This window comes from Ruegeria sp. AE3, from assembly GCF_056542225.1.
Genome location: NZ_JBQFZL010000004.1, coordinates 54179 through 79902 on the forward strand (window position 1 = coordinate 54179; position 25724 = coordinate 79902).

The window sequence follows — 25724 nt, forward strand, 5'->3', positions numbered from 1 at the left end:
CTTATTTCGGGTCGGTCAGGCTCAGGCCTCGGACAGAACGACCTTCATATCTCTGACATCATAGATCATCTCGCCATCGGCTTCGACGATTCCATCTGCCACACCCATGGTCAGGCGACGTGTCTGAATCGCTTTTTTGAAATCGATTTTATACGTTAGCATCTTGCGGTCGGGACGAACCATACCGGTCAGTTTCACTTCGCCCACGCCAACGGCCATGCCGCGCCCTTGCCATCCACGCCAACCCAGGTTGAAACCGGTCAGCTGCCATAGACCGTCAAGGCCCAGGCAACCCGGCATAATCGGGTTGCCTGGAAAATGGCAGTCAAAGAACCAAAGGTCAGGGGTGATATCGAACTCGGCCAGCACATGGCCTTTGCCGTGCAGGCCACCATCATCCGAGATGTCGGTGATCCGGTGCATCATCAGCATTGGCGGGGCGGGCAATTGTGCATTGCCGGGGCCAAATAATTCGCCGCGGGCGCATTTCAGCAGATCGTCTTTGTCAAAACTGCTCGGGAACTGGGCCATTCTTGCCGCCTCTCCTGCCGTGGGTCCGTTCGTAATATCTGGCCTCGTCTAGCACCCGTTTGCAAGGTCCTGCAAGAGCAGCGGCCACATCATGTTGTGTATACCGCGTTCTTTGCGAATGAATTTCATTTGAAATTGCCAACCATGCGCTCCTATATATAATGGAAGTCACTATGGGTATTGGATCAATGACACCGCAGAGCGGCGATATAGCTACGGGTTGGCTGGTGAACGCTGGCCTGCGTCCGACACGTCAGCGTGTGGCGTTGGCCGAGCTATTGGTGGGCGATGGCCGCCATCGTCACGTTACCGCCGAGAGCCTGTTTGAATCTGCCAAGGCGAATGGTGACGCTGTATCACTGGCGACGGTTTACAATACCCTGCGTGCGTTTTGCGACGCCGGCGTTCTGCAGGAAATCACTGTGGACGGGTCAAAAAGCTATTTCGACACGAACACGCATGATCACCCTCATTTTTATTGGGAAGACGAGGCACGCCTGAGTGATGCGCCATCGGACCAATTGGTGATCCAGCGCCTGCCCGAAGCGCCCGAAGGGGTCGAGATTGCCTCGGTTGACGTTGTCATTCGCCTGCGCAAAAAGTAGCGCCAAGACCACCTTTCAAACTCGCCAATAACAAACGTTCAACCTGATCAATGGTTGCGTCAGCGGGCCCTGTTCCGTGGCGCGCAAGAACAACGGATTCAGTTGCGTCCTGATTGCTGATCGGAACACTGACAAGACGTTTATTGTCATAACTGACCGGGCTGAGCGGGCTGGTATAGCTGATCCCGATCCCTTCGCCATGGGCGGCAAGACTGCGCTGGATCTCAATCGACGCCGCCCTATGCGCGACAGTCGGGTGCAGACCGTTGCGCCGGAAGAGACTGAGGATGTGTTGTGCCGACCAGCCTTCTGTTGACAGGATCAACGGGTGAGCAGCCAAGTCAGCCAGTGAGACCATGCCCGCTGTCGCCAACAGATGATCCGGGGGCATTAGGGCCTTTGGTCGACTGTCGAACAGTTTTGTTCGTGTGAACCCGGCATCCATTGTCAGCTCGTAAGTGATTGCAACATCGATCTGGCCATCAATCAATCTGTTCAACAGCCCTTCGAATGAGGCGGCAAAATAAGTGATAGCGATGTTTGGAAAAGCATCGCGCAAATGGTGCAGGGCGGGTGCCAGCAGGAAGGGCGCGAGGTCTGTAAAACACCCTAGACTTAGACGTGTCGTGCCTGGCGACGGAGTTTCTGATGCCTCGATTTGGGCTGCGTCTTTCAGCAGGCTCTCGGCCTGATCGATGAATTTTCGCCCCTGAGGTGTCAGCGCCATGGCCGAACCTCGGCGGCGGATAAACAGCGGGTATCCCAAATGTGCTTCGACACGCGTCAGGGCCGTGGACAGTGCTGGTTGTGAAACATTCAGGTATTGTGCGGCGGCGGACAGGCTGCCGTGGCGCCCGACTGCGCAAACATATTCATACTGACGCAGTGAAATATATAACATGAAATTAATTATAATTTCGAAAGATATGATTTGAATAGAACACATCTCCAACGCAAAAGATTGGAAAACGAATGGAGACCCGGATGCCTCACCCGCTTGTTACTCAAGAAATGATCACAACTTATCAGGATGATGGCGTCGTTCTGATCAAAGGGCTGTTTGCAGACTATGTGGATCAACTGCGGAAGGGTGTGGCCGCGAATATGGCAGAGCCTGGCCCGTATGCATCAGAAAACAAGAAAGAGGGTCAAACGGGTCTGTTCTTTGACGATTACTGCAACTGGACCCGCATCCCACAGTTCCGTGAGGTGATCGAAAACTCGCCTGCGGCCGAGGTCGCAGCGGACCTGATGCAGTCGAAAAGTGTGCAGGTGTTTCACGACCACGTATTGGTCAAAGAGCCCGGGACATCCATGGCCACGCCCTGGCATCAGGATGGCCCATATTACTTCGTTGAAGGTCAGCAAACCATCAGCTTCTGGTCTCCGCTGGATCCGGTCAGGCAGGCGACGTTGCGCTGCGTCGCAGGCTCTCACCGGTGGGAAAAAGAGGTGCTGCCAACCCGCTGGGTTTCAGAGGAAGGTTTTTTCCCTGATGAAGGGCAGTACATCTCCGTGCCGGACCCGGATGCTGAGGGCATGAAGGTCGTCGAATTCGAAATGGACCCCGGTGACGCCGTTGCCTTCAATTATCGCACCCTTCACGGTGCGCGAGGAAACCACTCGGACAGCCGTCGCCGCGCCTTTTCTCTGCGGCTGGTCGGCGATGACGCGCGGTATGTAGAGCGTCCTGGCAGAACCTCTCCACCGTTTCCCGGCCATGACATGACGCCGGGGCAGCGTCTTCGTGAAGACTGGTTTCCGGTCCTGTTTCAGCGCTGAGGCGCTTCAGAACCATTGGCCTGATTCGATCAGACCCAGATCCAGCAGCTGCCGCGAGTGCCATTCAAAAGGCACGGAGTTGCGCCAGCTAAAACTTGGAATGTCAAAAGTCGACCCGGCATTTGTTTTGAGCGCCTTCGCGGCGCGGAAGGAACAGATAGCCGCGGTCACGTTGTGATGCCATGGGCAGGAATAGGTATTGTATTCCGGCTCATTGAACGTGTGGTCGGATTTCAGGATCAGGCCCTTTTGCGCCTTGAACAGGGCGATGCGGTCGATGCGACGGCGTTCATAGGGAATGTGATCCTCGAACCGCCAGCGCAAGCCACCTGACAGGTCCACCTGACGGTCCAGAGGTTGGCCATCAGGGTCGTGGCGTGATTGGGCATAGTAACCCGTTTTGTCGAACAAAGCCTGTTCGGGGGCGACATCGTTGGGAAAAGCGGTCAGGTCCTCGGCATAAAGGTCGATGACGTAGCTCAGCATCGCATTGCGGCGTTCTTCGCTGTGAAAGGCCAGCATTTCGCCAATGCTGCGCGTTTCGCAAAACGGAAAGAACAGGTATTCGGCGTTATAGCAGTAATACATCCAGATGCCGGGTGCGGCCTGAATTATTCTGTTCAGGGTATCGAAAACCACCGTTCGGGGAACGCATTTCAAGGTGACCCGATGCACCCGGTCGGTCAACGCGGGCTCTAGTCGGAACTCCTGAGGCATGAAGGCGATAACGGATTTGAACCTTAGCTTCAGATGGTGATGCAGAGTGCTTTCCAACTCGACCTCGTCCTCGGCAAAGACCATCGCAACGGGGCCTTGCGTCATTGCGGGCTGCCCCGCTTTCAGGAAATGGTCGAAGGAATCGTATTGCATCGGCTGTTTTCGGTTTTGTCTTGCTGGAAAGTTCCGCCAAATTCGGGTAATTGCGCCCGCATTGCAAGCGGCGTTCGAAGCAGATAGACGACGCCGGTCCAGCGAATGCAAAGGCCCGTCTCATGTCCGAACCGAAGAAGCTGTTTATCAAGACCTATGGCTGTCAGATGAATGTCTATGACAGCGAACGCATGTCCGAGGCGCTGGGCGGGCAGGGTTATGTTGAAACCCAGACCCCCGAAGATGCGGATATGATCCTGCTGAACACCTGCCACATCCGCGAGAAAGCGGCAGAGAAAGTGTATTCCGAACTGGGGCGCTTTAAGGGTCTGAAGGCCGAGAAGCCTGATTTGAAAATCGGCGTGGCGGGCTGTGTCGCTCAGGCTGAAGGCGAAGAGATCATGCGCCGCCAGCCGCTGGTTGATCTGGTGGTCGGTCCGCAAAGCTATCACCGCCTGCCCGAGATGGAGGCAAAGACCCGAGCGGGCGAAAAGGCGCTGGACACGGATTTCCCCGAAGAGGACAAGTTCGAAAAACTGAAAAACCGCCCCAAGGCCAAGCGCGGCCCGACGGCGTTTCTGACTGTTCAGGAGGGCTGTGATAAATTCTGCGCCTTCTGCGTGGTTCCTTATACGCGCGGTGCTGAAGTCAGCCGTCCAGCGGATCGCATCATCCGCGAAGCCAATGATCTGGTCGAGCGCGGGGTGCGCGAGATCACGTTGCTGGGCCAAAACGTCAACGCCTATCACGGTGCCGGGGCAAATGGTGACATGACACTTGCCGGCTTGATCTGGGAATTGAACAAGGTCGACGGGCTGGAACGCATCCGCTTTACGACCTCGCACCCGAACGACATGGCCGACGACCTGATCGAGGCGCATGGCACCTGTGACAAGCTGATGCCCTATCTACACTTGCCGGTTCAGTCGGGTTCGGACCGTATCCTCAAAAGGATGAACCGCAGCCATACGGCAGAAAGCTATCTGCGGCTGGTCGAACGCATTCGCGCGGCGCGGCCTGATATCGTGATGTCGGGGGACTTCATCGTTGGTTTTCCCGAAGAAACCGAAGATGATTTTCAGGCCACGATGGATTTGGTCGAAGAGGTCAAATACGGCTACGCCTATTCCTTCAAATACTCCACACGTCCGGGAACCCCAGCGGCTGAACGAGCCCAGGTTGATCCGGCAGTGTCAGATGAACGGTTGCAGCGGCTTCAGGCCTTGATCACGCGTCATCAGCGGGAAATTCAGGACGGTATGGTTGGACGCACAGTCCGCGTTCTTTTTGAAAAACCGGGTCGCCTGCCTGAACAGATGGTTGGAAAGTCCGAATACCTGCATTCGGTGCACGTAAAAGGACCAGAGATCGCCACGGGTGACTTGAGAGAGGTCCGGATCACTGCGTCGGGGGCGAATTCTCTGGCCGGTGAGTTGCTGTAGATCGGTGTATACACCTCCCGGACACCATAGTTGGTGTTTGTTTCCAAAATTTACCCTTGATTTATTGCTTGGAACTATGCTCCGAGAGGAGCCATGGTTTTCGGGGCGCAAGGATTTGCGCCTGCAAATCGGCAATATGCCGGTCCCGGAAAACGGGATGAGGGAGGTACGAGTGACGACTTTCAATAGCTTTACGAGCCTGAGCAGGTTGAAAACGCTGACACTAACTGCCGCTGTTACACTGATTGCCAGCGCATCCATTGCCGGTGATTTGAAAGGTGAGATAAGCGATCCGGAAGTGGTCAGCCCGAAAAGATTCAGCAGCGATGTCAGTGCTTTTTATCTGGGGCTTGCTGGTGGTTATGGCGCTGGTGGGGACGATCGATTTGGCCTGACAACACCCGGCGGACAGTTTGATATCGGTGATCAGGATTTGTCGGGAGCATACGGGGGGGTCCGGGGCGGCTGGCGTGGCATTCTACCTGCAAGGGAAGGGCGCGACTATGTCTACGGCTTCGAAATCGGGTATGAATTCGGATCTCTTGACGACACTGTCAGCAGGCGGATCGGCAGCGTCAATGTGCAGGGCGGAACAAAGATATCGGATGTTCTGGCAGTCCGATTTCGCAATGGTCTGACGAACCGCAGCGGACGAATTCTGTATTTTTTTAGCGTCGGATATCTGTGGGGCGATGTGGAAACAACCAACAGTTTTGCATCGGCCACCTCGGTTCAGAATTTCCCCGTGTCAGATCGGCGGAACGGCTATTCGGCAAGCATAGGGGCCGAGCATAAGTTGTCCGACAATTGGTCGATTACGGGCGAATATGAATATGTCCAGTTCCAATCAAAAGACATCCAGTTCAGTTCTGGCTTCTCCACAAAGTCCACACCAAAATACAGCGGATTAAGATTCGGGCTGAATTACACCTTCTAATGTTCATCCAATCGGCAACCAATCACCGTTAAATCGGCTGTTATGACATCTCAGCATTTATTTTTTAAACTGTGGCTTGCGCCTACCAAGATTTGTTGTCTACGCTCGGGGTGAACAGCCAAGACAGGAGAGCGGATTGGCCATCGGTGCCCTGACCCCACCGCAAGATGAAATGCCCCAACACGAGGCGTTCGTAGAATTTCCCGACAACCGATTGCTGATTGACCTGTGCGGTGAATATGACCGCAATCTGGCTGAGATCGAAACCAAGCTTTCGGTCCAGATTGTACGCCGCGGCAATCAGCTTGTTGTGATGGGCGATGAAGATGCTCAGAAACAGGCGGTTGAAGTGCTTCAATCGCTTTACACTCGGCTTGAAGGTGGGCGCGAGGTTGAGGCAGCAGACGTCGATCGCGAGTTGCGGATGGGTGTTTCGGAACAGGGAACCGGTAGCCGCGATGGCGATCAGCTTGAGATGTTCAAGGGCGGTTCGGTCGAGATCAAAACCCGCAAGAAGTTGGTTGAACCGCGCACCGACGCCCAGAAAGCCTATGTCCAGTCACTGTTCAAGAATGAGCTGGCCTTTGGAATTGGTCCGGCGGGGACGGGTAAGACCTATCTGGCGGTGGCGGTCGGGGTTTCGATGTTCATCGGCGGGCATGTGGACCGAATCATCCTGAGCCGTCCGGCGGTCGAGGCGGGCGAAAAACTGGGCTATCTGCCGGGTGACATGAAGGACAAGGTCGACCCTTACATGCAGCCGCTTTATGACGCGCTGAACGATTTTCTGCCCGGAAAACAGTTGGCCAAGCTGATCGAAGAAAAACGAATCGAAATCGCTCCGCTGGCCTTTATGCGCGGTCGTACGCTGGCCAACGCATTTGTGGTTCTGGATGAAGCGCAAAACGCCACCACGATGCAGATGAAGATGTTCCTGACCCGTCTGGGCGAAGGAAGCCGCATGGTCATAACTGGCGACCGGTCACAGGTCGATTTGCCGCGTGGCGTTCAATCGGGCTTGGCGGATGCTGAGAGGTTGTTGAAAACAATCCCGAATATCAGCTTCAACTACTTCACCTCGAAAGACGTGGTGCGTCACCCGCTTGTCGCTGCGATCATCGAGGCGTATGAGGCCGATGCGGGCCGTGAAACCACGTGAACACATAGCCCGCTAACGAGGCTGTTGCGCGGTAAGATGACCCTGGAACTCATTTTCGAAGACGAAAGGTGGCAAGATCTTGAGGTCTTGTCACAAAAGGCGATTAACGCCGTTCTGACCCATTGCGGATTGGCCCCGGAGCAGTGCGAAGTCAGTATATTGGGATGCAACGATGCGCGGATTTCAGAACTGAACGCTGAATTTCGCGGTAAACCGACGCCCACCAATGTGCTGAGCTGGCCTGCGGAAGACCTAGCTCCGGATGAGCCAGGGCAATCACCACGCCTGCCAGAGCCGGATTTTACCGGCGAGATTGTTCTGGGCGATATTGCGATTTCCTATGACACCTGTGCCCGCGAGGCGGCCGAGGCCAACAAGGCAATGAGTGACCATGTGACCCATTTGCTTGTTCACGGAACGTTGCATTTGCTGGGTTATGATCACATTCGTGACCCCGATGCCACCTTGATGGAAGGGATTGAGGTCAAGATACTTGGCAAATTGGGTATTGATGACCCATATAAGGTATAATGTGGGTTCAAGACCCGATCAGTTGGAACAAGGTAATGGGCGATATAGAAGGCAGTTCTAGGGCGGCGCAAAGCGCGCAACCTCAGGACAGCAGTACTGAAACGGAAGAGAAAACCGGTCTGTTTTCTCGAATCCTCGAAGTGTTTTCGAGCGATGATACTCAACCGGACCAGACGGTGAACGGACAAAACGCGGCTGTGGCGCAGCCACGCGGGATGATTAACCTGCGCCGGATGCGCGTTGAGGATGTTGCCATCCCTACCGCTGAAATCGTCTCGGTACCTTCAACGATCACAAAAGATGAACTGGCGGATGTTTTCCGGAGCAGTGGTATGTCAAGGATTCCTGTCTATGAGGGAACCTTGGATACACCGCTTGGTTTTGTTCATCTCAAGGATTTTGCCCTGACCCACGGTTTCAACGGTGGCGGCAAAGAGTTTGATCTGACCTCGATGCTGCGGACGCTATTGTTCGTGCCGCCATCCATGCCAATCGGCGTCTTGTTGACCAAGATGCAAACCGAGCGGCGTCACATGGCATTGGTGATTGATGAATATGGCGGCGTTGATGGACTGCTCACGATCGAAGACCTGATCGAGCAGGTCGTCGGCGAAATCGCTGACGAGCACGATGCGGATGAAGACCAGCTTTGGGTGCAGGAAAAGCCCGGATGTTATGTGGTGCAGGCGCGTGTGCCGCTCGAAGATTTCGAGGCTGAGATTGGCCGGTCTCTGACCAGTCATGAAGACGTCGACGAAGAGGAAATCGATACTCTGGGCGGGCTTGTGTTTATGCTCTCCGGCCGCGTTCCGGCGCGGGGTGAAGTTGTCATTCATCCAGAAGGTCCGGAATTCGAAGTGATCGAAGCCGATCCACGCCGTATCAAACGGCTGCGCGTCATGCTGCCGGACGTTGCTGCATGACCCCAGTACGGGGCTGGCCATTATCATTGAGATTGTTGGTCGCTGCCGCCCTTGGCGGTGTAGGCGCGTTTGGTCAGGCGCCTCATCTGTATTGGGGCGCAACCGTTTTGGCTCTGGTCCTGATTGTGCCGATCTTCCTTGCCAGCGAAACCCGAGGCCGGGCGGCATGGGTCGGCTGGGCCTTCGCGACCGGCTATTTTGCCCATGCCCTTGGCTGGATCATTGAGCCGTTTCAGGTAGATGCTGAACGCCATGCCTGGATGGCCCCGTTTGCGTTGGTGTTCTTAGCGGGCGGACTGGCCTTGTTCTGGGCCTCTGCATTCGGCCTGTCGCGCAGAATTGGTGCCACGCCAGTTCGTCAGGGCATATTACTGGTTGCAGTTTTGTCCCTGGCCGAAGTGGCGCGGGGATATGTGTTGACCGGCTTTCCATGGGCTGGGGTCGCGCAAATCTGGGTGGACACGCCAGTGGCGCAGATGCTGTCTCTGGTCGGGCCGTATGGGTTGAATGTGCTGACCTTTGCCGCAACATTCCTAATTGGCGCGGCATTGGTGCAGGACAAACCCTTGGACGGTTTGGTGCGGACCCTGAGTTTTACCGGCGTTATGGCAGCGATGGCGATTGCCTACGGGTCGACGCGACCCGTCGTTCAGGGTAGTTCGCATCTGGTTCGCGTGATCCAGCCGAATGCCCCTCAGCATCAAAAATGGGATCCGGCATATGCGCCTTTGTTTTTTGCGCGTCAGGTTGAGTATACTGCAGCCTCTCCTAGACCTGACCTGATTGTTTGGCCCGAGACCGCGGTTCCCGAATGGTTGGGCAGCGCACGACCGTTTCTGTCGACTATTGCGGATGCCGCGCAGGGTGCGCCGGTGATACTGGGGATTCAGCGCGCAGAAGGTCCGAGGATTTTCAACTCGCTGATCTATCTGGATGAAACCGGGCGTCTGGCAGGGGTGTATGACAAACACCATCTGGCGCCATTCGGCGAATATGTCCCCTTGGGTGATCTGATGGGGCGTTTCGGGATCAGTGGTCTGGCAACTGCAACCGGGCACGGGTTCAGCGCGGGGCCGGGCCCTGCCCTGTTGGACCTCGGCAAGCTGGGAAAGGCGTTGCCACTGATTTGCTACGAAGCCGTCTTCCCGCAAGATGTGAACGGTGCGCCGGGTCGGGCTGATTTCTTGCTGCAAATCACAAATGACGCCTGGTTTGGAACTCGGTCGGGACCGTTTCAACACCTGGTGCAAGCCCGGATGAGGGCAATTGAGCAGGGCTTGCCGATGATCCGTTCGGCCAATACCGGTGTATCGGCCATGATTGACCCATTGGGTCGTTTGACTGCGTCGTTGGCTCTGGGTGAGGCTGGCTATGTGGACGCCGTGCTGCCGCAACCACACCGTCGCACGACTTATGCACGTATCGGGGACAGTCCGATCGTTGTTGTCTTACTGTTTATTCTGGCAATGGCGCTGTTTGGTACCCGCGGCAACCGGGCAATTAGAGATTGACCCCAACTTTGGGCAAGCGTATGCGTCTGTGGTCTGCCACAACGGCTTCCTGGCGTGGCGGAGAAACCTTAATGGAGCACATTTATGTCCCGACAGAACTATACTTTTACTTCGGAATCCGTTTCTGAAGGGCATCCGGATAAGGTCTGTGACCGTATCTCAGATGCTGTCCTTGATGCATTTCTGAATGAAGAGCCTGAGGCGCGCGTGGCCTGCGAAACCTTTGCCACGACCAACCGCATCGTTATCGGTGGCGAAGTTGGTCTGTCGGACAAGGACAAACTGCACGACTACATGGGCCGCATCGAAGAGATCGCGCGCGAGTGCGTGAAAGATATCGGATATGAGCAGGACAAATTCCACCACGAAACCGTCGAGGTTACAAACCTTCTGCACGAACAATCCGCCCATATCGCGCAGGGCGTGGATGCCGCGGACAACAAGGACGAAGGCGCTGGCGACCAGGGCATCATGTTCGGCTTCGCGACAACCGAGACGCCTGCGCTTATGCCGGCACCGATCCAGTATTCGCACGCAATCCTGCGGCGTCTGGCCGAAGTGCGCAAGAACGGCACCGAGCCTGCACTGGGGCCGGATGCGAAATCTCAATTGTCGGTCGTTTATCAAAACGGCAAACCGGTCGGCGTCAGTTCGATCGTTCTGTCGACGCAGCATCTGGACGAGGCGCTGACGTCGGATGACATCCGCGCCATCGTTGAACCTTATATCCGTGAAACTCTGCCCGAAGGCTGGTTGTCGGCTGATACCGAATGGCACGTCAACCCGACCGGAAAATTCGTTATTGGCGGGCCGGATGGCGACGCTGGTCTGACCGGTCGTAAGATCATCGTGGATACCTATGGTGGCGCAGCCCCGCATGGTGGCGGCGCATTCTCGGGCAAAGACCCGACCAAGGTTGACCGTTCGGCGGCCTATGCCGCGCGCTATCTGGCGAAAAACGTCGTAGCCGCCGGTATGGCCGAGCGCTGCACCATTCAGTTGAGCTATGCCATTGGCGTATCGAAGCCGCTGTCGATCTATGCAGACACGCATGGCACGGGCCAGATCGACGATGCTGCTATCGAAAAAGCAGTTGGTGAGGTCATGGATCTGACACCCCGCGGCATTCGTCAGCACCTTCAGCTGAACAAGCCGATCTACCAGCGTACAGCGGCTTACGGTCACTTTGGCCGCGAACCGGATGCGGATGGCGGTTTTAGCTGGGAACGCACTGATCTGGTCGACGCGCTGAAATCCGCAGTTTGATCTGAAAAATCCAAAGTGCGCCTTCAGGGGCGCGCTTTTCTTTGGGCCGGTGCACGCCCTTGCAACGTACTCCACTGCGCAGTATGGCCACCGCCATGAGCACCGAGATCCCACAACGCCCGCGCAGAAACTTTTATGGCCGCTTCAAGGGCAAGACCCTGAAGCCCAGTCAAAAGACCTATCTGAACGAAGATCTGGCCGCCTTGTCGCCCGGCGTCGTGGACTGGGCCTCGAATCCCGAACGCAAGCCGCTGGACCTGAACGATCTGTTCGGCGGCAAGCCGGTCTGGTTGGAAATTGGCTTCGGCGGTGGTGAGCATCTGGTGCACCAGGCGCAAAACAATCCTGACATTGGCATCATCGGGGCCGAGCCATACATTAACGGTGTTGCCATGCTGCTGGGCAGAATCCGTCAGGCAGGTGTTGAAAACCTTGCCGTGCACCCCGGCGATGTGCGCGATCTGTTCGACGTGCTGCCAGAGGCCAGCATTTCGCGCGCGTTCCTTCTCTATCCCGACCCATGGCCCAAAACGCGGCATCATCGCCGTCGATTTGTAACCCAGGAACATCTTGAACCGCTGGCGAAAGTGCTGAAACCCGGGGCGATCTTCCGGGTTGCAACTGACATTCCCGATTATGTGCGTCAGACCTTGGAAGAGGTTCCGCGCGCCGGGTTTGAATGGCTGGCCGAACGCCCTTCTGACTGGCGCGAGCCGTGGGGCGACTGGATCTCCACGCGATACGAACAGAAGGCGCTGCGCGAGGGTCGGACACCTCACTACCTGACCTTCCGACGCAAAGGCTGATTGCCGCTGGACCAACGGGCGTCAATTCGCTAATCGGCTTGAGCACTGATAGCGCAAAAGGAGCCCTCATGTCCGGACACGGCACGCCCATCCCGATGACCTCGCATCCCTGCGGCCCGCTGACCGGCACGGCCGAGGTGCCCGGCGACAAGTCGATTTCGCACCGGTCGCTGATCCTTGGTGCGATGGCCGTGGGTGAAACCAGGATTTCGGGTTTGCTGGAAGGCGAAGACGTACTGGATACCGCAAAGGCGATGCGTGCCTTCGGCGCTGAGGTCACAGAGCACGGAAACGGGGAATGGACAGTGCACGGCGTGGGTGTCGGTGGCTTCGCCGAACCGGGTCAGGTGATCGACTGTGGCAACTCGGGAACCGGTGTGCGGCTGATCATGGGGGCGATGGCGACCTCTCCGATCACGGCGACCTTTACCGGTGATGCTAGTCTGAACAAACGCCCCATGGCGCGGGTGACTGACCCTCTGGCCTTGTTTGGGGCACAATCGGTTGGGCGATCCGGCGGGCGCTTGCCGATGACCATCGTCGGCGCTGCGGACCCGACCCCTGTGCGATACGAAGTTCCTGTGCCGTCGGCGCAGGTGAAATCCGCCGTACTTTTGGCGGGTCTGAATGCCCCCGGAAAGACCGTTGTGATCGAGAAAGAGGCTACGCGTGACCATTCCGAACGGATGCTGGCTGGATTTGGTGCCGAAATCACGGTCGAGGATACCGACGAGGGCCGTGTTATCACTCTGACCGGTCGCCCGGAGCTGAAGCCACAGGTCATCGCTGTACCGCGCGATCCGTCCAGCGCGGCTTTTCCGGTTTGCGCGGCATTGATCACACCTGGATCGGATGTTTTGGTGCCAGGGATCGGTTTGAACCCCACACGCGCGGGCCTTTTTACAACCTTGCGCGAGATGGGCGCTGATCTGACCTATGAAAACGAACGCGAAGAAGGGGGCGAGCCGGTTGCCGATTTGCGCGCCAAGTACTCGCCCAACATGAAAGGCATCGACGTTCCTTCCGAGCGTGCCGCCTCGATGATTGATGAATACCCGGTTCTGTCTGTGGTGGCTGCAAATGCCACAGGCACAACGATGATGGGCGGCGTGAAAGAGCTGCGCGTGAAGGAAAGCGACCGGATTGACGCCATGGCCCGTGGCCTGCGCGCCAACGGGGTGACAGTCGCTGAAGGTGACGACTGGTGGTCGGTCGAAGGGCTGGGCATCGGCAACGTTCCGGGCGGCGGCACCTGCGAAAGCTTTCTGGATCACCGCATTGCCATGTCGTTCATGGTGATGGGTATGGGGGCGCAGAATCCCGTAAGCGTGGATGATGGTGGCCCGATTGCAACGTCGTTCCCGATCTTTGAACCACTGATGGCGTCGCTGGGCGCAAAGGTAAAGCGCACGTGAGTTTCACGGTTGCCATTGACGGACCAGCGGCTGCGGGCAAGGGCACGATATCCAAGGCTGTGGCGGCGCATTTCGGCTTTGCCCATCTGGACACGGGCTTGCTGTATCGCGCTGTCGGAAGGCGGACCCTGGAAGGGGTTGACGCGCTTGAGGCCGCACAGGCCCTGACAGCGGAAGAACTTGAACAAGGCGACCTGCGCACCGCCGAGATTGCGCAGGCAGCTTCCAAAGTGGCGGTTCTTCCGGAAGTTCGTGCGGCCTTGGTCAATTTTCAGCGCGCTTTTTCCCGCAGGGCAGGTGGGGCCGTTCTGGACGGTCGTGATATCGGCACGGTGATTTGTCCGAATGCCGAAGTGAAGCTGTTTGTAACAGCCAGTGCTGAAGTGCGCGCCGAGCGACGCTTCCTGGAGCTAAGTGCAAAAGGCGCTGACGTAACCCGTGAACAGGTTCTGGCAGATGTCAGAGAACGGGATGCGCGAGATGCTGAGCGCAGCACCGCTCCGATGAAACCCGCTGAGGATGCCGTGCGGTTGGACACCACCGATTTGAGTATCGAGGCGGCGTTGGCCAAAGCCCTTGAGGTGATCAACGCAAAACTGCCCGCGACGCGTTAACGCCGCAGGCAAACGGGGCAGGTCTTACAGCTCGCCCACGGCGACGGTTTTGATATTCGCCCATTGGTCATCCGCCGTCTTTGCGGTGGCGACAACGTCCTTCAAAAAGGCTGCCCGGGTTTCCGCGTTCAGGAACAGAAACAGTTTTCCGTCTGCGACAAGGTATTGATCCGGGTCACCGTCAAACTTCTTGCCGACCGATACGCCGAATGAACAGAAGCCACCATGCTGCGGCAGGTATGCAGCAGGGTTTGCCTCGAACGCTTCACGGTTCGCGGCGGACGTGAAATAATAGGAGGCTCCGTCATAAGTTGACGAGTGAGTGGCGAAGCCTTCGACCGGGTTGCCATCATTGACCAATGCAACCAGATCAACGCCATGTGCGGCCAGTGGCGCACCAGCGGCTGAAATGCCGTTGGACACGTTGATTTCGTCAGCGGCAAAGGCCGGGGTGGACAGGGCAATTGCAGTCGCCATGGCGGCAAAGATGAGAGATTTCATAATATTTTCCTTTTGGTTCTGGTTTCGGGTCGACCTCTTTGTCGACCGATAAAGCTAAATTAGGGAAAGGATACGGAACGTTTAATCTCAGATACGTCACCAAGTCTTGCAGATCGTACAAACAGTCGAATGGTTGGCGTTCACTCTCCAATTCTCCACCATCCATCCTGTGACGCAGGAAGCCGGGCGCCGCGTGACGCGCGAAAAGTTGAGACATATCACCTTTGCGTTGCATGCTGAGGCTTAGCCGCGTGGTTCGGTTCCCGGTACCAAGATTCCTTCGGGCAAGAACCTACCGCGGACCATGCAGACTTTTTCAGTCAGAACCTGCTATCATTCAGGTTGCCATCTTGCATTGGGGATCAGCGCTAGGCAGGAGTTCCTGCGCGCGCTGCCGCGCACCATAGGCTTTGCACTTGCACCGGTTCAAGATTCAGCCTATACGCGCGCTGTCGATACAAGGGCGGTCAACGTCCGGATGACGTTTCTGAGCAGGGCCGGGTTAACTCGGCCCTTTGTGTTTGTTTGCTCGGGGCGCACCGGATCACGCCTGAAGACGTCATGAAACAAGACCGGCGGAGACAACCGCTCGGCCAGCAAAAACGTACTGTAAAGGAAATGAACGCCACATGGCTAACACATCCATGGAGGAATTCGAAGCCCTCCTGAACGAAAGCTTCGAAATGGACACGCCCGAAGAGGGTTCTGTTGTCAAAGGCAAGATCCTGGCGATTGAAGCCGGTCAAGCCATCATCGACGTCGGCTATAAAATGGAAGGCCGCGTTGATCTGAAAGAATTCGCAAATCCCGGCGAAGCCCCTGAAATCGCTGTCGGCGACGAGGTCGAAGTTTACCTGCGTGCCGCAGAAAACGCCCGTGGCGAAGCCGTCATCTCGCGCGAGATGGCCCGCCGCGAAGAGGCATGGGATCGTCTGGAAAAAGCATATGCCGACGACCAGCGTGTCGATGGTGCAATCTTTGGCCGCGTCAAAGGTGGCTTCACCGTCGATCTGGGTGGCGCAGTTGCGTTCCTGCCCGGTTCGCAGGTTGACGTACGCCCCGTACGCGACGCAGGCCCGCTGATGGGTCTGAAGCAGCCGTTCCAGATTCTGAAAATGGACCGCCGCCGTGGCAACATCGTTGTGTCGCGTCGCGCAATCCTGGAAGAATCGCGTGCCGAACAGCGCGCCGAAGTCATCGGCAACTTGACCGAAGGTCAGAACGTCGAGGGCGTGGTCAAGAACATCACCGAATACGGTGCATTTGTTGACCTGGGCGGCGTTGATGGCCTGCTGCACGTCACTGACATGGCATGGCGCCGTGTAAACCACCCGTCTGAGATCCTGACGATCGGCGAAACCATCAAGGTTCAGGTCATCAAGATCAACAAAGACACCCACCGCATCAGCCTGGGCATGAAGCAGCTTCAGGAAGATCCGTGGGATCTGGTTGCAGCCAAGTACCCGCTGGGCTCGGTCCATCAGGGTCGCGTCACCAACATCACCGACTACGGCGCATTCGTCGAACTGGAAGCCGGTGTCGAAGGTCTGGTGCACGTGTCCGAGATGTCCTGGACCAAGAAAAACGTCCATCCCGGCAAGATCGTCTCGACCAGCCAGGAAGTCGACGTCATGGTTCTGGAAATCGACGGCGCCAAGCGCCGCGTGTCTCTGGGCCTGAAGCAGACTCAGCGCAACCCATGGGAAGTGTTTGCAGAAACACACCCCGAGGGCACCGAGGTCGAAGGCGAAGTCAAGAACATCACCGAATTTGGTCTGTTCATTGGTCTCGAGGGCGACATCGACGGCATGGTTCACCTGTCGGACCTGTCCTGGGACGAGCGTGGCGAGGATGCGATCCAGAACTACCGCAAAGGCGACATGGTTTCGGCCGTTGTCTCGGAAGTGGATGTCGAAAAAGAGCGTATCTCGCTGTCGATCAAAGCTCTGGGTGGTGACAAGTTCGCAGAAGCCGTTGGCGGCGTGAAGCGTGGCTCGGTCATCACTGTCGAAGTGACCGCAATCGAAGATGGCGGCATCGAGGTCGAGTACGAAGGCATGAAGTCGTTCATCCGCCGTTCCGACCTGTCGCGTGACCGTTCCGAACAGCGCCCCGAGCGTTTCTCGGTCGGTGACAAGGTTGATGTCCGCGTAACCAACGTTGACAGCAAGACCCGCCGTCTGGGCCTGTCGATCAAGGCACGCGAGATCGCCGAAGAGAAAGAAGCCGTGGAACAGTACGGTTCTTCCGACTCGGGCGCGTCGCTGGGCGACATTCTGGGTGCAGCGCTGAAGTCGGGCGACTAAGCCCGGGGCGCATCCCAAGTATGATTTACGGCCTCGCATGGAAGTGCGGGGCCGTTTTTGTTGCGAATCAACATGTTCCAAACACACTGCTAAAACTCGATATTGTTCGCGCTTGAAGTGTGTAAATCGGCCTGTCGGGCAAAATTTCGCGTGAGAATATGGCAAAATAAGGCATCAACACGCAGAGTATCCGTTCCCCCGTTCTGGGTTTTTTCCTATACTGTCAAAACAGTAGACCTGTCACACCGGCTGCCTGGGAGGGTATCTCGAATGATCCGTTCAGAACTGATTCAGAAAATCGCTGACGAAAACCCGCATCTCTATCAGCGTGATGTCGAGCGGATTGTGAACACCGTGTTCGAAGAAGTCACCGATGCCATGGCGCGCGGCGACCGGGTCGAACTGCGTGGCTTTGGCGCGTTTTCGGTGAAAAAGCGGGATGCCCGCGTAGGGCGCAACCCCCGTACCGGTGAAACCGTTCAGGTCGAGGAAAAATGTGTACCATTTTTCAAAACTGGCAAGTTGCTCAGGGATCGTTTGAACGGTAAAGCCTGACCTCATGATGCGTTACCTTCGATATGCTTTTCTTGGGACTCTCGGGATCGTTCTGATTTCTGTGTCCTTGGCGAATGTTCAGTCTGTTGAACTGAAACTGATGCCCGATGCTCTGGCCGAGCTTCTGGGCTTTAACGTCAGTACCTCTTTACCGCTTTTTCTGGTCGTTCTCGGTGGCGTTGTCGCCGGTTTGATCATCGGTTTCATGTGGGAATGGCTGCGGGAACATAAACACCGCCGCGATGCGACCGTGAAAAAGGGCGAGGTCCGCAAGCTTGAACGCGAAGTCAAGAAGCTCAAGAAAAAGCAGAACGAGGGTAAGGATGATATTCTGGCCCTACTCGACGAGGCCAGCTGAGGCTTATGTCTACCGATGTATCCGTTAAAATCTGCGGTTTGACCGCATCAGAACATGTGCGTGCTGCGGTTGAAGCCGGCGCACGCTATGTCGGGTTCAACTTTTTTCCCAAATCGCCCCGTTACGCACCAATACCGCAAGCCGCGGCCTTGGCCGCCGAAGTACCAGTCGGCGTTGCCAAGGTCGCTCTGGCCGTGAATTTCTCGGACGCGCAGCTTGATGAGATTGTCGCTGGGGTTCCGCTGGATATGTTGCAGCTTCACGGCGGAGAGTGCCCCGAGCGTGTGGCAGAGGTCAAGCAGCGCTATGGCCTGCCCGTCATCAAGGCGATCGGTGTGGCGGAGGCCGAGGACTTGGCAGCGATTGATCAGTATTCCGAAGTTGCAGACCAGCTTCTGATCGATGCAAAGCCGCCGAAGAATTCGGAACTTCCCGGCGGCAACGGTCTTCCTTTTGACTGGCGGCTGCTGGCAGGTCGCAAATACTGGCGCAGGCCGTGGATGTTGTCCGGTGGTCTCAACCCGGACAATGTCGCTGAGGCGATCCGCATGACGGGTGCGCGGCAAGTCGATGTGGCGTCAGGTGTTGAAAGCGCGCCGGGCGTAAAGGACGCTGGACTGATACAGGCATTTATCGACGCGACGCGCTGATTTTGTTTGCCTCTGCAAGGGGGCAATATGGTGCGTTTTGCCATGGCAAATCCCGCGACGACCACCTATGACAGTCAGGTACGACGAGGGAGACACCCATGGCCAACGATCTTTTCAATTCCTTCATGTCCGGCCCTGACGAGCAAGGGCGCTTTGGCATATTCGGCGGGCGTTTTGTCAGCGAAACGCTGATGCCGCTGATCCTGTCACTGGAAGAGGAATACAACAAAGCCAAGGATGATCCGACCTTCTGGGCCGAGATGGATGATCTGTGGGCCAACTATGTGGGCCGCCCCTCGCCTCTGTATTTTGCGGAACGCCTGACCGAGCATCTGGGCGGGGCGAAGATCTATCTGAAACGCGATGAGCTGAACCACACCGGCGCACACAAGATCAACAACGTGCTGGGCCAGATCATTCTGGCGCGACGCATGGGCAAGACCCGGATCATTGCCGAGACCGGGGCAGGGCAGCACGGTGTCGCGACAGCCACGGTCTGTGCGAAATTTGGTCTGAAATGCATCGTTTATATGGGTGCCCATGACGTGCAACGTCAGGCCCCGAACGTGTTTCGTATGCGCTTGCTGGGGGCCGAGGTGATCCCGGTCACTTCGGGACGTGGTACGCTGAAGGACGCGATGAATGACGCGCTGCGCGACTGGGTGACCAATGTGCGCGATACGTTCTACTGCATCGGAACAGTGGCCGGTCCGCACCCATACCCGGCGATGGTGCGTGATTTCCAGTCGATCATTGGCAAGGAAGCCAAAGAGCAGATGATGAAGGCCGAAGGCCGTCTTCCCGATACGATCATTGCGGCTATCGGTGGCGGCTCGAATGCGATGGGCCTGTTCTATCCTTTCCTTGATGACAAGGCCGTCAACATCATCGGTGTTGAGGCTGGCGGTAAAGGTGTGAACGAAAAGATGGAGCATTGTGCCTCGCTGACAGGCGGTCGCCCGGGCGTGCTGCATGGCAACCGGACCTATCTGTTGCAGGATGATGACGGGCAGATTCTGGAAGGCTATTCGATCTCGGCCGGTCTGGACTATCCGGGTATCGGCCCCGAGCATTCCTGGTTGCATGAGGTCGGTCGCGCGACTTACGTCTCGATTACCGACAAGGAAGCGCTTGAGGCATTCCAGCTGTGCTGTGCCACCGAGGGTATCATTCCGGCGCTGGAACCCAGTCACGCCCTGGCGCATGTCATGAAGATCGCGCCCGAGTTGCCCAAGGACCACCTGATCTGCATGAATATGTGCGGACGCGGTGACAAGGATGTTCAGACCGTCGCAAAATACCTGAACTTCGACATGTCCGACACCGAAGGCCGCACTGCAGGGTGATTTCAACCAGGACCGCACCGGGGCTATATGCCCCGGTTGACAATCTTGATCGAACAAGCAGCGGGGAAAACCCTTCGGTCCACCCGTGATTGTAATGCCCCTTTGAAATGGCTTTCGAATCTGATTGCTGTATTGCCGGGCGCAGCCGGATGTTGTTCCTGCCCTGGCGCGGCATCCGGTTTTGTCACGCGTGCTCGCCCTCGCAAGCGATCCTTTTGGACCCGATGGAGCCCGTGCAAAGAATCGTCCACAAGCGATATCGCCCTGTTCAACTTGTGCCTGAAGGTTTCCAAATGGTGGTCAGTGTGGCAACTGGAGTCATACTGTTGTAAAACTGCTGAACTGTCAGCGATTATGTCCCTTCTGTTTTTGCAGGCGAATTTCCAGCGCTGCCTGTCTCACGGTTCTTTCTCCACGCGACGACACAGTAAAAATTGGATGTTTCAAGCTGTCTGCGAGTTGGTTCAGGTCAAAACCCGGTTGTTCCAGCAACACTGTGTGGTCCGCACGCCCCAGTTGAATCTCGCAGCGTTCTATACAGCGTCTTCCAATTGAATTAACTTCTCATTAACCGGCGATTTGCCGCCGGTTCTGGGGATGTCTCTGCGAAGACGGGGCAAGGATGACGCTGCTTGGGATGTGATTTTGACCCCGGGCACTCTGGTGTTTGGCACCCACGCGGTGCTGTAGGAGGTAATATGGTTTGGTCCGCAATCACGAGGCTGTCATGTCTCTGTCTTCTGGTTTCCGCGCTTTTGATGGGAAGCGTCAAAGAGGGTCTGGCATTTGGCAACCCGTCCTTTCCGTCCCAGACAGTCGCAACACCTAACGGCGGGCAGATTTTCTTTTCCAATCTCCAAGGCACTGCGACAGCGTTTATGTCTTTGGGCGTTTCGGGAGAAGGCCCCGGAGGATCGTTCTATTTCAACAATGGTGTTTTGACTCAACCTTCGATAACGCCGGCAGGATTGGCCAATCTGGGGTATATTGGCGCGACGATACTCAGCCAGAACGGAGCGGACTCCACTTACGCCACTGATGGCTATCTTGGGGTCATGTTCACCGCGCGCGAAACCGTCGGAGGGCCGCTTTACCTTTATGAAATCGCGCTGTCCGGCGTCACGAATACCCAGATTATCAACACGCGGACTTTGGCCGACACGACGCAGCCGACGGCCTCAATCGGTGCACTGACAACAATCGGCAACGGTACGTTCCAAGCGGTGATCACACTTAGTGAACCCAGCACAGATTTCACAGTGGGTGACTTGTCGGTTACCAATGCTTCAGCCACCCTGACAGGGTCCGGAACCAATTATGTCGCAACGTTGACTGCGCAAAATAACGGTACAATTGAGCTGTTTATTCCCGCTGGCGTTTTTTCTGATGCCGCCGGGAACCTGAATCTTGCATCCAACAGGGTCAGCACACAACAGGGCGTAACGGATACACAGCGACTGGTGCAGGCCTTTCAGAACGCCCGGGCCAACAGCCTTGTGACCAATCAGCCAGAGCTGACGCAGTTTCTCCAGCAATCGGGATCAGGTGCGTTGGACTCATCAGTGACGCAGGGATCGGGGTATCTGAAATTTGCAAGTGATCCAACTCAACCGGTCTGGTTCAATCTGTCCGGTAACTGGAGCTCGCAAAACGAATACGACAGTTCTTATGCCTTGGCCGTGGTGGGGGCGCATGGCTGGGTGAACTCGAACCTTCTGATCGGCGCCATGTTGCAGATCGACTATGCCGAAACCGAAAACGGCCCGGCCAGCGTGGATGGCACAGGGTGGCTGGTCGGGCCTTATGTCGTCGCAAAACTACCTAGCCAGCCGGTGTTTTTCGAGGGGCGCGTTCTGTACGGTCAGGCCGATAACGATATTTCCCCGCTGGGCACCTATACCGACAGTTTCGATAGCGAGCGCTGGCTGATCCAGTCGCGCGTAACCGGAGAGATGAAGCGCGGGAACCTGACGCTTATGCCGCTGCTGGACATCAGCTATGCCAGCGACAATCAGGAGACTTATACTGATAGTCTGGGCAACCTGATTCCGCAGCAGGATTTCAGCCTGACCACCGCACGGTTGGGCATGGATTTCAGCCATCCAATCCAAGTGTCGCGCGGTCAGATGATGCTGACCGGTGGTCTATCTGGTATTTGGAGCACAACATCCGGCACAGGCACTGTTCCTGGCGTGACACCGATAGGGGATACGGCCCGTGCACGCGCTGATCTGGGTTTTGACTACCGACTGGAAAACGACAGCCTTCTGGCCGCAAATCTGTTCTATGATGGTATCGGTGAAAGCGGATTTGAAAACTACAGTGTCAGCCTGATCTGGCAAATGGCATTCTGAATCCGCCGTGTGCTATTTTGGGAGTCCGTCAGGTCTTCGCCTTGTTTTGGAGCAGAATGTCGAGCGGTACGATTTCAAGCGCGCGTTGATGTGTCGCCTCCAGATGAACCTGTGGCGCACATCCTTCGTCATGAGCTTGCAAAAACCGGCTTGCACATAAACACCAGCTGTCACCTGGGCGAAGGCCGGGAAAGCCGAATTCGGGCCGTGCCGTGCTCAGATCATTACCCACATATTTTGAGAACGCCAGAAATTCGGCTGTCATCACGGCGCAGACTGTGTGACTACCCTGATCCTCGGCGCAGGTATTGCACGCGCCATCCCGGAAAAACCCTGTCAAAGGGTCGCGTGAGCAAGGGGCCAAAAAGCCACCCAGTACATTTACACTGTCTTGTTTCTGCATAATGGCATCTTACAGACTTTCCGCAATCTTGCGGAACATTTCGATGTTAAGATCATTTACGCTGGGTTCACGGAACAGCCTGTCTGCACCAGTTGTCACAATTAGAACGCCCCTGGGCTGGTTGAAATAGATGTACTGACCATAGACACCGCGGGCCAGAAACTCTCCTTCATGTGCGCCGCGGGGAATCCACCATTGATACCCGTACCCGATCTCTCCTTGTGCGGTCGGCGCGCTGGGTTGGGTGGCTTCGAAAATCCATTCGGCAGGAACCAGTTGCTTTCCGTTCGCGATGCCGTCCTGAAGGATCATTTGTCCGAACCGGGCGAAATCACGCGTGGTGAAGTTGAGGCCACCCAAAACAAAAGCGACCCCTGCACCATCAGTGATGTAGTATCCGTCCCGCTCCAGCCCCAACGGTTGAAGTATCTTTTCCGTCAGAAGGTCTGCCACGTTCCGCCCGGTCGCACCGCGTATCACCATGCCCAGAACATGGGTGTCGATCGACACGTATTGCCAGGTTTCACCCGGCGTCGCAAAGCTGTCCCGCAGCGAGGCTGCGAAATCGTCCAACTCACCACCCAGCGCAACCACACGCCCCATCCGATTGATGTCGGAATTTGGGTCGAGATAATCTTCATCAAACGTCACGCCGCTTGCCATGTTCAGCACGTTGCGGATCGATGCAGCCTCATACGCGCTGCCCTTCAGTTTGGGCGCATATTTGACAACCGGGTCATCCAACGACCCGATTGCACCCTCTTGCAGCAGGATACCGAAAAGCGCCGAAAGATAGCTTTTGGCGACCGACCAGGAAATCCTCCGGTCATCAGACCCGGTTCCAAGATAATATTCCTCGAACCTGATTTTGCCGTCCTGCATAACCAGCAACGACGTGACCGCGCGTTCATCGATCCAGCTGTCGGTTCCCTCCGGCAGCTCGAACCCTTCGCCATAAGGCAGGTCCCAGGTAGGTGCGTCGCCACGCGGCAGGTTCACGGTTAGAAAAGCTTCGTCCATGTGCGAGAAATTGTGAACGATCTTCTCTTCAGAAAATAAAGAGTTTACGGCTAAAAGGCGCTGCAACTCTTCGCGTTTCCACAGCCCGACGGCAGTGGCGGCCAGAACCAGCGCCAGCACGATGCGCAGCACCCACTTCAAGATGGATTTCATCGCATTGCCTCCCTAGTTGAGCGGTATTGGAACGCGGGAGATCACATTCCGCAACCTCTACGTAACGGAAAGAGGCCGACGTGCTACCTGAATTTGTCCAAAAGCTTCTGCATCGCCGACCGGTCATCGTCCGCGGCGTCGGGTGCGCCTGTTGAAGGTGTGTCGGTTTTTGGGGCAGCGTTCTTTGATGATCGCGGCGGGGCAGTGCGCAATGCAACCGCATTCATGAACTTGCCGCCCTCGTCCTGTGCCAGGTAGGGTGCTCCGTCCGAAACACCCCAAAGAACGTCGTCCAGCCATTCGGCTTCGGATTTTGCAAAGTCGTTCAGGACATATCCCGACACCATTTCCTTGCGGCCCGGATGCCCGATCCCAAGGCGCACGCGATCATAAGCCGCCCCGATATGCTCATGGATCGAGCGCAGACCGTTGTGCCCGGCGTGCCCGCCCCCTGCCTTGACACGCAGCTTGCCCGGAGCAAGGTCCAGCTCGTCATGGAACACAACAACGTCGGTGGAGTCGAGCTTGTAAAATCGCATCGCCTCGCCGACGGATTGACCCGAACGGTTCATGTAGGTTTGCGGTTTCAACAGCAGGACTTTCTCGGTGCCAAGTCGACCTTCCGAAATCTCGCCCTGAAACTTCGATTTCCAGGGGCCAAACCCGTGATCCTCTGCGATCCGGTCCAGGGCCATGAACCCGATATTGTGCCGGTTCCGGGCATATTTCTGGCCCGGGTTTCCCAATCCAACAAACAGCTTCATGTTTCCGTTTTGCCTCTGTAGCTCCAAAGCCATTTCATGCCCGGAAATCGTCAGGAAATCCAGTCAGGCCTGATGACTGAACCCGTAAAAAAAACGGGGCTCACCCGAGCCCCGCTTCAAAGTCGGAAACATTGTTCCAGACTTATTCTTCTTCTTTTCTGACAACTTCGACTTCATCGGCTGCAACTTCACCATCTTCATCGTCGTCGCTGGTGGACAGACCAGTCGGCGCCGAGATGTTGGCAATCACAAAGTCACGATCGATGGTCGGTTTGGTGCCCTCAGGCAGTTCAACCGACGAAATGGTCACGACGTCATTGATGTTCAGACCGGTCAGATCAACAGTGATCTTTTCAGGAATGTCACCGGCGGTGCAGATCAGTTCGACTTCCGGGCGGACAACGGTCAGAACGCCACCCTTTTTGATGCCAGGGGCCACCCCTTCATTGATGAACTCAACGGGGATGAACAACGCGATCTTGGTGGTCCGGCGCAGGCGCATCAGGTCCAGATGGGTCGGCAGGTCTTTGACGACATCACGCTGAACGTCGCGGCAGATGACGCGCACGTCATCGTGGCCTTCAACTTTCAGGTTCCACAAGGTCGACTTGAACCGGCCCGCTTTCAGGCGCTTGAACAGGACGTTGAACGGGATCTGGATTGGCAACGGATCTTTGTCACCACCAAATACGATGCCCGGAACCATGCCGTCGCGGCGTGCCTGACGAGCGGCGCCCTTGCCTGTCCCCGTCCGTTCCAGAGCTACGAGATCAGGAATCTCACCAGCCATGATATATTCTCCAATGTTAGGGCGGGCATCCTCCAAGGCTGTATACCCGCGTGAAGCCGCGTCCTTAGCTTGATTCACACGATTTGGAAAGAGGTATTTCTTGCCATGCCGTTCGGCTGGGTTCCACCGCCT

The 25724-nt window shown here is 56.5% G+C and carries 26 protein-coding genes and 1 riboswitch; of the genes, 18 read left to right on the plus strand and 8 right to left on the minus strand.

Going from position 1 to position 25724, the window contains the following annotated elements:
* Positions 1 to 21 precede the first annotated feature (21 nt).
* On the minus strand, positions 22 to 531 hold the full coding sequence (gene fabA / locus ACR0NZ_RS10340) for a bifunctional 3-hydroxydecanoyl-ACP dehydratase/trans-2-decenoyl-ACP isomerase (protein WP_480518722.1): 510 nt from the start codon (positions 529 to 531) through the stop codon (positions 22 to 24).
* A gap of 188 nt (positions 532 to 719) precedes the next feature.
* On the opposite strand from fabA, the gene irrA reads away from it, so the two are divergent.
* Positions 720 to 1136 carry an iron response transcriptional regulator IrrA gene (gene irrA, locus ACR0NZ_RS10345; protein ID WP_267366106.1) on the plus strand — a complete coding sequence of 139 codons (417 nt, stop codon included), beginning with the start codon at positions 720 to 722 and terminating at the stop codon, positions 1134 to 1136.
* Here the strand turns inward: irrA and ACR0NZ_RS10350 are convergent.
* Positions 1114 to 2037 (minus strand): LysR family transcriptional regulator, encoded by a 924-nt coding sequence (locus ACR0NZ_RS10350; protein ID WP_480518724.1) that lies wholly within the window; start codon positions 2035 to 2037, stop codon positions 1114 to 1116. The two genes, irrA and ACR0NZ_RS10350, sit on opposite strands and share 23 nt — an antisense overlap.
* 83 nt (positions 2038 to 2120) lie before the next feature.
* Here ACR0NZ_RS10350 and ACR0NZ_RS10355 point away from each other — a divergent pair, with 83 nt between their 5' ends.
* Positions 2121 to 2918, plus strand: a complete 798-nt coding sequence (locus tag ACR0NZ_RS10355; RefSeq protein WP_480518727.1) for a phytanoyl-CoA dioxygenase family protein — start codon at positions 2121 to 2123, stop codon at positions 2916 to 2918.
* A 6-nt stretch (positions 2919 to 2924) separates the two neighbouring features.
* On the opposite strand, the gene ACR0NZ_RS10360 is transcribed toward ACR0NZ_RS10355, so the two are convergent.
* Positions 2925 to 3788 carry a hypothetical protein gene (locus ACR0NZ_RS10360; protein ID WP_480518729.1) on the minus strand — a complete coding sequence of 288 codons (864 nt, stop codon included), beginning with the start codon at positions 3786 to 3788 and terminating at the stop codon, positions 2925 to 2927.
* 122 nt (positions 3789 to 3910) lie between these two features.
* On the opposite strand from ACR0NZ_RS10360, the gene miaB reads away from it, so the two are divergent.
* The 10 genes from miaB to cmk all read left to right on the plus strand — a co-directional run bounded on the left by miaB (position 3911) and on the right by cmk (position 14392).
* Positions 3911 to 5230 (plus strand): tRNA (N6-isopentenyl adenosine(37)-C2)-methylthiotransferase MiaB, encoded by a 1320-nt coding sequence (gene miaB / locus ACR0NZ_RS10365; RefSeq protein ID WP_480518731.1) that lies wholly within the window; start codon positions 3911 to 3913, stop codon positions 5228 to 5230.
* 4 nt (positions 5231 to 5234) lie between these two features.
* Positions 5235 to 6167 carry an outer membrane protein gene (locus ACR0NZ_RS10370; RefSeq protein ID WP_480518733.1) on the plus strand — a complete coding sequence of 311 codons (933 nt, stop codon included), beginning with the start codon at positions 5235 to 5237 and terminating at the stop codon, positions 6165 to 6167.
* 136 nt (positions 6168 to 6303) lie between these two features.
* Positions 6304 to 7326, plus strand: coding sequence for a PhoH family protein (locus ACR0NZ_RS10375; RefSeq protein WP_480494855.1), 1023 nt, complete (start codon positions 6304 to 6306; stop codon positions 7324 to 7326).
* Between the two features lie 36 nt (positions 7327 to 7362).
* Positions 7363 to 7857 (plus strand): rRNA maturation RNase YbeY, encoded by a 495-nt coding sequence (ybeY, locus tag ACR0NZ_RS10380; protein ID WP_480473791.1) that lies wholly within the window; start codon positions 7363 to 7365, stop codon positions 7855 to 7857.
* Positions 7858 to 7892: 35 nt separating this feature from the next.
* On the plus strand, positions 7893 to 8780 hold the full coding sequence (locus tag ACR0NZ_RS10385; RefSeq protein WP_480476819.1) for a hemolysin family protein: 888 nt from the start codon (positions 7893 to 7895) through the stop codon (positions 8778 to 8780).
* Positions 8777 to 10291 (plus strand): apolipoprotein N-acyltransferase, encoded by a 1515-nt coding sequence (lnt, locus tag ACR0NZ_RS10390; protein WP_480518735.1) that lies wholly within the window; start codon positions 8777 to 8779, stop codon positions 10289 to 10291. The genes ACR0NZ_RS10385 and lnt overlap by 4 nt, the downstream gene beginning before the upstream one ends.
* A 30-nt stretch (positions 10292 to 10321) precedes the next feature.
* Positions 10322 to 10370, plus strand: a riboswitch (SAM-SAH riboswitch).
* 5 nt (positions 10371 to 10375) lie between these two features.
* Positions 10376 to 11557 (plus strand): methionine adenosyltransferase, encoded by a 1182-nt coding sequence (metK, locus tag ACR0NZ_RS10395; protein WP_480518737.1) that lies wholly within the window; start codon positions 10376 to 10378, stop codon positions 11555 to 11557.
* Positions 11558 to 11652: 95 nt separating this feature from the next.
* Positions 11653 to 12363, plus strand: coding sequence for a tRNA (guanosine(46)-N7)-methyltransferase TrmB (gene trmB, locus ACR0NZ_RS10400; protein WP_480518739.1), 711 nt, complete (start codon positions 11653 to 11655; stop codon positions 12361 to 12363).
* Positions 12364 to 12431: 68 nt separating this feature from the next.
* On the plus strand, positions 12432 to 13778 hold the full coding sequence (gene aroA / locus ACR0NZ_RS10405; protein ID WP_480518741.1) for a 3-phosphoshikimate 1-carboxyvinyltransferase: 1347 nt from the start codon (positions 12432 to 12434) through the stop codon (positions 13776 to 13778).
* Complete coding sequence (gene cmk, locus ACR0NZ_RS10410; protein ID WP_480488256.1) at positions 13775 to 14392, plus strand: (d)CMP kinase; 618 nt, start codon at positions 13775 to 13777, stop codon at positions 14390 to 14392. Before aroA ends, cmk begins: the two co-directional genes overlap by 4 nt.
* A 24-nt stretch (positions 14393 to 14416) precedes the next feature.
* On the opposite strand, the gene ACR0NZ_RS10415 is transcribed toward cmk, so the two are convergent.
* Positions 14417 to 14893, minus strand: coding sequence for a YHS domain-containing (seleno)protein (locus ACR0NZ_RS10415; RefSeq protein WP_480473785.1), 477 nt, complete (start codon positions 14891 to 14893; stop codon positions 14417 to 14419).
* A 629-nt stretch (positions 14894 to 15522) separates the two neighbouring features.
* On the opposite strand from ACR0NZ_RS10415, the gene rpsA reads away from it, so the two are divergent.
* The 6 genes from rpsA to ACR0NZ_RS10445 all read left to right on the plus strand — a co-directional run bounded on the left by rpsA (position 15523) and on the right by ACR0NZ_RS10445 (position 22462).
* The gene (rpsA, locus tag ACR0NZ_RS10420) at positions 15523 to 17199 is read left to right on the plus strand and encodes a 30S ribosomal protein S1 (protein WP_480473784.1); all 1677 of its coding nucleotides are present in this window, start codon (positions 15523 to 15525) and stop codon (positions 17197 to 17199) included.
* A gap of 270 nt (positions 17200 to 17469) precedes the next feature.
* Positions 17470 to 17754: an integration host factor subunit beta gene (gene ihfB, locus ACR0NZ_RS10425; protein ID WP_050603110.1), complete on the plus strand. Its 285-nt coding sequence runs from the start codon at positions 17470 to 17472 to the stop codon at positions 17752 to 17754.
* Positions 17755 to 17761: 7 nt separating this feature from the next.
* Entirely contained in the window at positions 17762 to 18112 is a 351-nt protein-coding gene (locus ACR0NZ_RS10430) for a lipopolysaccharide assembly protein LapA domain-containing protein (RefSeq protein WP_209505811.1), read from the plus strand.
* Between the two features lie 5 nt (positions 18113 to 18117).
* Entirely contained in the window at positions 18118 to 18762 is a 645-nt protein-coding gene (locus ACR0NZ_RS10435; RefSeq protein ID WP_480518743.1) for a phosphoribosylanthranilate isomerase, read from the plus strand.
* Between the two features lie 98 nt (positions 18763 to 18860).
* Positions 18861 to 20108 carry a tryptophan synthase subunit beta gene (gene trpB, locus ACR0NZ_RS10440; RefSeq protein WP_480473782.1) on the plus strand — a complete coding sequence of 416 codons (1248 nt, stop codon included), beginning with the start codon at positions 18861 to 18863 and terminating at the stop codon, positions 20106 to 20108.
* A 698-nt stretch (positions 20109 to 20806) separates the two neighbouring features.
* Positions 20807 to 22462: an Ig-like domain-containing protein gene (locus tag ACR0NZ_RS10445; RefSeq protein WP_480518745.1), complete on the plus strand. Its 1656-nt coding sequence runs from the start codon at positions 20807 to 20809 to the stop codon at positions 22460 to 22462.
* Positions 22463 to 22490: 28 nt separating this feature from the next.
* Here ACR0NZ_RS10445 and ACR0NZ_RS10450 read toward each other — a convergent pair whose 3' ends face one another.
* From ACR0NZ_RS10450 to ACR0NZ_RS10465, 4 genes are all read right to left on the minus strand, one after another.
* Positions 22491 to 22865 (minus strand): DUF2237 family protein, encoded by a 375-nt coding sequence (locus ACR0NZ_RS10450; RefSeq protein WP_480473780.1) that lies wholly within the window; start codon positions 22863 to 22865, stop codon positions 22491 to 22493.
* Positions 22866 to 22874: 9 nt separating this feature from the next.
* Entirely contained in the window at positions 22875 to 24038 is a 1164-nt protein-coding gene (locus ACR0NZ_RS10455; RefSeq protein WP_480473779.1) for a serine hydrolase domain-containing protein, read from the minus strand.
* A gap of 83 nt (positions 24039 to 24121) precedes the next feature.
* Positions 24122 to 24802, minus strand: coding sequence for an aminoacyl-tRNA hydrolase (gene pth / locus ACR0NZ_RS10460; protein WP_480518747.1), 681 nt, complete (start codon positions 24800 to 24802; stop codon positions 24122 to 24124).
* Between the two features lie 142 nt (positions 24803 to 24944).
* The gene (locus tag ACR0NZ_RS10465) at positions 24945 to 25592 is read right to left on the minus strand and encodes a 50S ribosomal protein L25/general stress protein Ctc (protein WP_480473778.1); all 648 of its coding nucleotides are present in this window, start codon (positions 25590 to 25592) and stop codon (positions 24945 to 24947) included.
* Positions 25593 to 25724: the final 132 nt, after the last annotated feature.

Coding starts and splice junctions, on each gene's coding strand:
- fabA (WP_480518722.1), bottom strand. CDS start 531: ATGGCCCAGTTCCCGAGCAGTTTTGACAAAGACGATCTGCTGAAATGC.
- irrA (WP_267366106.1), top strand. CDS start 720: ATGACACCGCAGAGCGGCGATATAGCTACGGGTTGGCTGGTGAACGCT.
- ACR0NZ_RS10350 (WP_480518724.1), bottom strand. CDS start 2,037: ATGTTATATATTTCACTGCGTCAGTATGAATATGTTTGCGCAGTCGGG.
- ACR0NZ_RS10355 (WP_480518727.1), top strand. CDS start 2,121: ATGCCTCACCCGCTTGTTACTCAAGAAATGATCACAACTTATCAGGAT.
- ACR0NZ_RS10360 (WP_480518729.1), bottom strand. CDS start 3,788: ATGCAATACGATTCCTTCGACCATTTCCTGAAAGCGGGGCAGCCCGCA.
- miaB (WP_480518731.1), top strand. CDS start 3,911: ATGTCCGAACCGAAGAAGCTGTTTATCAAGACCTATGGCTGTCAGATG.
- ybeY (WP_480473791.1), top strand. CDS start 7,363: ATGACCCTGGAACTCATTTTCGAAGACGAAAGGTGGCAAGATCTTGAG.
- ACR0NZ_RS10385 (WP_480476819.1), top strand. CDS start 7,893: ATGGGCGATATAGAAGGCAGTTCTAGGGCGGCGCAAAGCGCGCAACCT.
- lnt (WP_480518735.1), top strand. CDS start 8,777: ATGACCCCAGTACGGGGCTGGCCATTATCATTGAGATTGTTGGTCGCT.
- metK (WP_480518737.1), top strand. CDS start 10,376: ATGTCCCGACAGAACTATACTTTTACTTCGGAATCCGTTTCTGAAGGG.
- trmB (WP_480518739.1), top strand. CDS start 11,653: ATGAGCACCGAGATCCCACAACGCCCGCGCAGAAACTTTTATGGCCGC.
- aroA (WP_480518741.1), top strand. CDS start 12,432: ATGTCCGGACACGGCACGCCCATCCCGATGACCTCGCATCCCTGCGGC.
- ACR0NZ_RS10415 (WP_480473785.1), bottom strand. CDS start 14,893: ATGAAATCTCTCATCTTTGCCGCCATGGCGACTGCAATTGCCCTGTCC.
- rpsA (WP_480473784.1), top strand. CDS start 15,523: ATGGCTAACACATCCATGGAGGAATTCGAAGCCCTCCTGAACGAAAGC.
- ihfB (WP_050603110.1), top strand. CDS start 17,470: ATGATCCGTTCAGAACTGATTCAGAAAATCGCTGACGAAAACCCGCAT.
- ACR0NZ_RS10430 (WP_209505811.1), top strand. CDS start 17,762: ATGCGTTACCTTCGATATGCTTTTCTTGGGACTCTCGGGATCGTTCTG.
- ACR0NZ_RS10435 (WP_480518743.1), top strand. CDS start 18,118: ATGTCTACCGATGTATCCGTTAAAATCTGCGGTTTGACCGCATCAGAA.
- trpB (WP_480473782.1), top strand. CDS start 18,861: ATGGCCAACGATCTTTTCAATTCCTTCATGTCCGGCCCTGACGAGCAA.
- ACR0NZ_RS10445 (WP_480518745.1), top strand. CDS start 20,807: ATGGTTTGGTCCGCAATCACGAGGCTGTCATGTCTCTGTCTTCTGGTT.
- ACR0NZ_RS10450 (WP_480473780.1), bottom strand. CDS start 22,865: ATGCAGAAACAAGACAGTGTAAATGTACTGGGTGGCTTTTTGGCCCCT.
- ACR0NZ_RS10455 (WP_480473779.1), bottom strand. CDS start 24,038: ATGAAATCCATCTTGAAGTGGGTGCTGCGCATCGTGCTGGCGCTGGTT.
- pth (WP_480518747.1), bottom strand. CDS start 24,802: ATGAAGCTGTTTGTTGGATTGGGAAACCCGGGCCAGAAATATGCCCGG.
- ACR0NZ_RS10465 (WP_480473778.1), bottom strand. CDS start 25,592: ATGGCTGGTGAGATTCCTGATCTCGTAGCTCTGGAACGGACGGGGACA.